Raw genomic sequence first — 7,493 nt, forward strand, 5'->3', positions numbered from 1 at the left:
ATAAAATGACAAAAACTCGCAAAGGATAAGTTGGGGTTCGGGCGCATGACAGAGTTTAGCTACGTTCCGATCATACCCACTTTTGTTTCAGAAATTGAATTTTTTCTGGACGGAAGCTTTACATCCGCAACATCACAAGCAGTTATCGCTTGGGGGTCAGACAAGTATATCTACATTCAGGGAGCAACTAAAGACCTATACATTTTGGATAGTTACGGAGAGATAATCTCATCTCACTTAGCGATTGACGAGGGAGTGGGGTCTTGGGTGAACCACATTCAAGCAGTTGGAATTAATGAAGACAAGCTATACATCACCTATCAAGGCGGAGACCTGCATGTTCTAGAAATCGATTTAACAACATTTGCAGTTTCTAAAGTTTTTCAGCACGGCATTAATCCTTACACTGGATCTATTTTCGATATGAAAGATTATTCAGTGGCTTCATTGATTGAAGGATACCTGCTTGTAGGTGCTGAATTTAATGATGCAAATCGCAGCAATCTCCTCAGAATAAATTTGAATAATGGAACATATGAGGATTTTCTAGATTTAGATTTTCAGATTCAAAGCATCAGCGCAACATCCAAATCCATTTCGGTTGTCGGGGTTGGGCATTCATCTTATTACACAGCCGGAATACAAGATAACCTTCATATTCAATTTTTTGATCTAGATGGAAACCCCCTATCACGTGAAATATATTTTGACACAAAAAATAATCCGAACAGCAGCGACAGCAAATACGTGGATTTCACGCATGCATCTCTTTCAAATGACTCAACTTTAGTTGTGTATCGTGATACTTTTTTTAATTTTTTGAAGGGTGCAATTTTTGCATCTGATGGTCAACTTCTAGTTAGCAATTTGAATTTTCCTAGCGGTGTGTATTTCCGAGCGCCTCATGCTATCGCCACGCCAGATGGTGGATTCTTACTTTCTTTTTATTACTCGGATCAAAAGTATGGGGGGGATTACTATAGAGAACAAGTAATTGTAAGATATGACAGTGCTGGTAATCTTCTCCACGACACAATGATAAGCCTCAACGGAACATTAAATGTAGATTCTGATGGGGGAGTAATCAGTGTTTCGCATGGCTCCTCTTATGTTACAGTATCCGTTTTGCTTTCTCAACTTTTCGGAACGCCAGAAAATGATCGCTTATTTGGTACAGATGATGTTAACACTATTTTCACGTTCACTGGAAATGATGTTGTATTTTCTAAGGGTGGGAACGATTTAGTAGATGCAGGCTCAGGCTCGAATGAGATCGATGCGGGGGCGGGTGATGATCGAATATGGCTAAACTCTGGATCAAACTTGATAGATGGCGGAGATGGATCTGATTGGGTGTTGTTTGATAGTACTCGCTCAATTCAAATCGACTTGGCATCTGGTTCCTTGCAGGAATTTAGCGGATTTTCAGCGAAACTTATTAATATTGAGAATGTTGATTTGGGTAATTTAGGCGATACAGTAACTGGTTCTAATTTTGGAAATTACATTATATCCCGAGGTGGCGGTGATCATGTAAAAGGTGAAGGAGGTAATGACACAATCCTTTCCGGTGATGGCAACGATACAATCGACGGCGGGAGTGGTAACGACTCTCTAGTCGGCGGCAGCGGGGATGACACCTACGTCACCGATGGCGTTGACACGATCACCGAGGCGGTGAATGAGGGCATTGATACAGTCCAGTCCTCAGTGACTTATACGCTAGCGGCTAACGTTGAGAACCTGACCCTGACGGGTTCGTCAACGATCAATGGCACGGGCAATGCGCTGAACAACGTCATCACCGGCAATGGCGCTGCGAATACGCTCGATGGCGGCACGGGGACTGACACCCTCATTGGGGGTTTGGGCGATGACACCTATGTGGTCGACAGCCTATCCGACACGATCACAGAGGCTACCAACGCAGGCACAGATACCGTTCAGTCCTCTGCAACGATTACCTTGGCTGCAAATCTTGAGAACCTGACGCTGACGGGATCTGGTGCCATCAATGGCACTGGTAACACCCTCAACAACGTCATCACCGGTAATGGCGGCGGCAACACCCTCAACGGTGGAGATGGCACCGATACCCTCATTGGGGGTTTGGGCGATGACACCTATGTGGTCGACAGCCTATCCGACACGATCACAGAGGCGGCAAGTGCCGGGACAGATACGGTCCAGTCCTCTGTGGCTTATACTCTTGGAACCAACCTTGAAAACCTGACACTGACGGGATCTGGTGCCATCAATGGCACTGGTAACACCCTCAACAACGTCATCACCGGTAATGGCGGCGGCAACACCCTCAACGGTGGAGATGGCACCGATACCCTCATTGGGGGTACGGGCGATGACACCTATGTGGTCGACAACCTATCCGACACGATCACAGAGGCTACCAACGCAGGCACAGATACCGTTCAGTCCTCTGCGACTTACACTCTTGGAGCCAACCTTGAGAACCTGACACTGACGGGGTCTGGTGCCGTCAACGGCACTGGAAACACCCTCAACAACGTCATCACCGGTAATGGCGGCAACAACACCCTCAACGGTGGAGATGGCACCGATACCCTCATTGGGGGTTTGGGCGATGACACCTATGTGGTCGACAGCCTATCCGACACGATCACAGAGGCTACCAACGCAGGCACAGATACCGTTCAGTCCTCTGCAACGATTACCTTGGCTGCAAATCTTGAGAACCTGACGCTGACGGGATCTGGTGCCATCAATGGCACTGGTAACACCCTCAACAACGTCATCACCGGTAATGGCGGCGGCAACACCCTCAACGGTGGCGATGGCACCGATACCCTCATTGGGGGTTTGGGCGATGACACCTATGTGGTCGACAGCCTATCCGACACGATCACAGAGGCTACCAACGCAGGCACAGATACCGTTCAGTCCTCTGCGACTTACACTCTTGGAGCCAACCTTGAGAACCTGACACTGACGGGGTCTGGTGCCGTCAACGGCACTGGAAACACCCTCAACAACGTCATCACCGGCAATAGCGGCAACAACACCCTCAACGGTGGAGATGGCACCGATACCCTCATTGGGGGTACGGGCGATGACACCTATGTGGTCGACAGCCTATCCGACACGATCACAGAGGCGGCAAGTGCCGGGACAGATACGGTCCAGTCCTCTGTGGCTTATACTCTTGGAACCAACCTTGAAAACCTGACACTGACGGGATCTGGTGCCATCAATGGCACTGGTAACACCCTCAACAACGTCATCACCGGTAATGGCGGCGGCAACACCCTCAACGGTGGCGATGGCACCGATACCCTCATTGGGGGTTTGGGCGATGACACCTATGTGGTCGACAGCCTATCCGACACGATCACAGAGGCGGCAAGTGCCGGGACAGATACGGTTCAGTCCTCTGCAACCATCACTTTGGGTACCAACCTTGAGAACCTGACACTAACCGGGTCTGGTGCCATCAATGGGACCGGAAACACCCTCAACAACGTCATCACCGGGAATGGCGGCAACAACACCCTCAATGGTGGAGATGGAAACGACACTTTGAACGGTGGCACGGGCACCGATACGCTTATTGGTGGTCTGGGCGATGATACGTACGCCACAGATGGCAGTGACACGATCACAGAGGCGGCAAGTGCCGGGACAGATACGGTCCAGTCCTCTGCAACGATTACTTTGGCTGCAAACCTTGAGAACCTGACACTAACCGGGTCTGGTGCCATCAATGGCACGGGCAACACGCTGAACAACGTCATCTCTGGTAATAGTGGCAACAACACCCTCACCGGTGATGCCGGCAACGACACGCTGAACGGTGGTACGGGCACCGACACACTGATTGGCGGGGGCGGTAATGACGCCTACGTCACAGATGGTAGCGACACGATCACCGAGGCGCCCAATGCCGGAACCGATACGGTAGAGTCATCGCTGACCTATACTCTTTCAACGAATCTCGAGAATCTCACCCTAACCGGCTCGGCGCCAATAAACGGCACTGGAAACTCGGCGAACAACGTCATCACCGGCAACAGCGGGGACAACACCCTCAGCGGTGGCACGGGTACAGACACGCTCATCGGGGGTCTGGGCAATGATACCTACATCACCGATGGTGGTGACACGATTACAGAGGCTGCAAGTGCTGGCACCGATAGCGTCCAATCATCCGCATCCTTTACGCTGGGTGAAAACCTTGAAAACCTGACTTTGACAGGCTCGTCGGCAATCAACGGCACCGGCAATTCACTTAACAACGTTTTGACTGGCAATAGCGCTACGAACACGCTCAACGGCGGCACTGGGACTGACACGCTGATCGGCGGTGCTGGCAATGACACATACGTGACCGACGGGGACGATACGATTACGGAGGCTGCATCTGCAGGCACTGATAGCGTTCAATCGTCGGTAACTTACACGCTCGGCACAAACCTTGAAAACCTAACCTTGACGGGATCGGTTGCAATCAACGGCACAGGCAACACGCTCAACAACGTCATCAATGGCAATAGCGCTGCGAACACGCTCAACGGCGGCACTGGGACTGACAGACTGATCGGCGGTGCTGGAAATGACATCTACGTCACCGATGGTGGTGACACGATTACTGAGGCTGCTTCTGCAGGAACGGATACTGTTCAATCCTCGGTCACTTATACCCTTGGCACAAACCTTGAGAACCTGTCTCTGACAGGAACATCAGCGATCAATGGCACCGGCAACACGCTAAACAACGTCATCACCGGCAACAGCGGGAACAACACCCTCAGCGGTGGCACAGGTACAGACACGCTCATCGGTGGTCTGGGCAATGACACGTACATCACCGATGGTGGTGACACGATTACGGAGGCTGCAAGCGCTGGAACCGATATCGTCCAATCATCCGCATCCTTCACGCTGGGTGAAAATCTTGAAAACCTGACCTTGACCGGTTCGTCGGCAATCAACGGCTCAGGCAATTCTGGCAACAACACCATCACCGGTAACACTGGCGCAAACATCTTGGACGGCATCACTGGCGAAGATACTTTGATCGGTGGTGCTGGTAACGACACCTACGTCACAGATGGCGGGGATACGATAACTGAGGCTGCATCTGCCGGCACTGATACCGTTCAATCGTCGGTTACCTACACGCTCGGTACAAACCTTGAGAACTTAACCTTGACGGGCTCATCATCCATTAATGGGACTGGAAACACGCTCAAAAACGTCATCGTTGGAAATGGTAGTGAAAACCTTATCACTGCCGGAACTGGTAATGACACGATGACAGGCGGCAACGGCAATGACACCTTCATTTTCAACACGATTACTGAATCTGGCACTACCGCCACTGCAACCGATGTCATCACTGATTTTATCATTGGTCAGGACAAGATCGACCTGAGTGCCATTGATGCCTTTGCTGCCGCTGGAGCGAACGACACCTTCATTTGGAAGGATACTGCGGCATTCAGCAGCACAACCCAAGGCGAAGTTCGATACCAACAGTTCAACAACACTGGCACCGCCAACGACTACACCATGATCTGGATCGACAACGATGCTGACACTGCCGTCGAAATGGCGATCCGTCTGACCGGGCTCTATACGCTCACAGCATCAGACTTCATCCTGTAAGCCCAACTACCCCAGACCTTTTTGAAAAATGGTAAAAGTTAGGTACGGGTGTAGTGGATAAACATTTACTATTTTTCACATTTTTCCCAAAACGCAGCCCAAGATCAGGTAAAGTTCGTATAAATAGGTATGTCCCATTAACAACAATACCTTAACCCATGCTCTCCCCCACAGATTTCAAATCCTACTACCTCGAACACAGGGTCCCCAACCCTGTGAACATTACGCTTACCCAACGCCAAGTGGTCGATGGGCAGTGGATCACGGACACTCTATCCGAACAGAACTTCCGCCACTTCGCCAACATCCTGAACACCAAGTGCCTTGGCACCAAGTTCAAGCGTTACGGCACCAAGCTGTCGATGTTCGTCGTCCGAGAGCAGGACCAGATACATCGTCATCACATCCATTGTGTGATCGAACGTCCAAAGCACATCTCTGCCCCAGACTTCATCATACTTACCCAGCAATGCTGGACTTCCACCCGTTACGGGTACCAGCAAAGCCACTTCGAACTTCCCACAACCGAGCAACGTGAGCTCGGTTGGATTGATTATTGCCTGAAAACAAGAACCAAGACAGAATATTCAAGTTGTATTGATTGGTCGAACTCCACGTGCTTCGAACTTCGTTGAGTATAGACTCCAAGTAAGCCCAATCAGCATTCAAACTGCCCCACATTGGTCCCAGCATGTCTGGACCTTTAATTTAAAGTATTTTCTAACGGTACTTGGAGATAATTGAATAGCTAAACACAATACTCCAAGCCTTACTCAAGCCCATTGCGAAGCCAACATTAGGAGCAACCATGGAATATCAGCTGATGAACTTTAACATCCCAACACATCTCAAACGAAACCTAGACCTGATCGCCACCTACAAACATATTTCTAGAACATCCATCCTGAACAGACTTCTAGACCTGTATTGCAGACAAGAGCTAAAGAACCTTGAGGACACTAAACGTATTCAAGAGCTGATTAGAATGCAATCAAAGCCCGTAACAGGTACCAAACCTATTCAAGAGTTCGATCAGCCTGTTAGCATATTGTTTGACGATGAATACGATTGGGAAGAGAGGTTCAAGATATGATTTCAAACATTCAAAAGCCATCTAACAAGCATTCGTTAGCAAGGTCGATCATAGCGTTACAGAACCCAAAGCTAGAAGTGTTTGAGGTGCTGACAGCAGAAGATGTCAAGACCGTTAACAAGGCATTAGACCGTTACAGTCGCCAAGGGTCGTTGTCCGTGATTGTGATACGGTCATGAAGACGTTCAAGACATTCCTGAACGAGGGTAGCTACCCTTTGTGGACGAAGGCTGTGACAGCAGGTCTGGTGCTAAAGGTTCGAAACCTATCCAACCAGATCGAGCGTGAACGTGACCCAGCCAAGCAAAACCAGTTGATAGGTCAACAGAACAAGCTCCTAGCGTACCTTAACGGGTTAGGGATCGCTGTCAGCACGAAGGACCAACAGTTGATGACAAGTGTGAGGTCCAAGGTCGGCTAGGGCATCCATAGGACCTAGACAGGCTGCTAAGGTGCTGACAGTTTAAGACTGTCAAACCAAGCAGGTGCTACATGTCGGATACGTCAGACTTGAAACGTTTCAGAACGTTGAGGGCTCTAAGCGCATACGTTGCTAACCAGAAGCGCTTTGGGAAGAAGTATCACGTTGATGCGGTCAAGGCTCATGCAAAGTTCTTGAAGGTTGAGCTACTCCCCAACTCTTGGACAGCTTTCCGGGTTGTTTAAGCTACTGCCTGCACCTGCTGATCGGTTTCAATGCGGTTAAAGTAGACCACGGCGGGCGGTTGGCCGCCATGGGCAGTGTGAGGGCGTTGGT

3 protein-coding genes are annotated in these 7,493 nt (G+C 49.8%); 2 read left to right on the forward strand and 1 reads right to left on the reverse strand.

Features of this window, described 5'->3' with window-relative positions:
* The first annotated feature begins 45 nt into the window (after positions 1 to 45).
* On the forward strand, positions 46 to 5,643 hold the full coding sequence (locus AC72UB_RS11180) for a beta strand repeat-containing protein (RefSeq protein WP_505189845.1): 5,598 nt from the start codon (positions 46 to 48) through the stop codon (positions 5,641 to 5,643).
* A gap of 272 nt (positions 5,644 to 5,915) precedes the next feature.
* On the opposite strand, the gene AC72UB_RS11185 is transcribed toward AC72UB_RS11180, so the two are convergent.
* Positions 5,916 to 6,152 (reverse strand): hypothetical protein, encoded by a 237-nt coding sequence (locus AC72UB_RS11185; RefSeq protein WP_505189846.1) that lies wholly within the window; start codon positions 6,150 to 6,152, stop codon positions 5,916 to 5,918.
* Between the two features lie 299 nt (positions 6,153 to 6,451).
* On the opposite strand from AC72UB_RS11185, the gene AC72UB_RS11190 reads away from it, so the two are divergent.
* Complete coding sequence (locus AC72UB_RS11190; protein WP_505189847.1) at positions 6,452 to 6,736, forward strand: hypothetical protein; 285 nt, start codon at positions 6,452 to 6,454, stop codon at positions 6,734 to 6,736.
* Positions 6,737 to 7,493: the final 757 nt, after the last annotated feature.

The organism is Allotabrizicola aquatica (SeqCode) (assembly GCF_965194375.1).
GTDB classification, from domain to species: Bacteria; Pseudomonadota; Alphaproteobacteria; order Rhodobacterales; family Rhodobacteraceae; genus Tabrizicola_A; species Tabrizicola_A aquatica.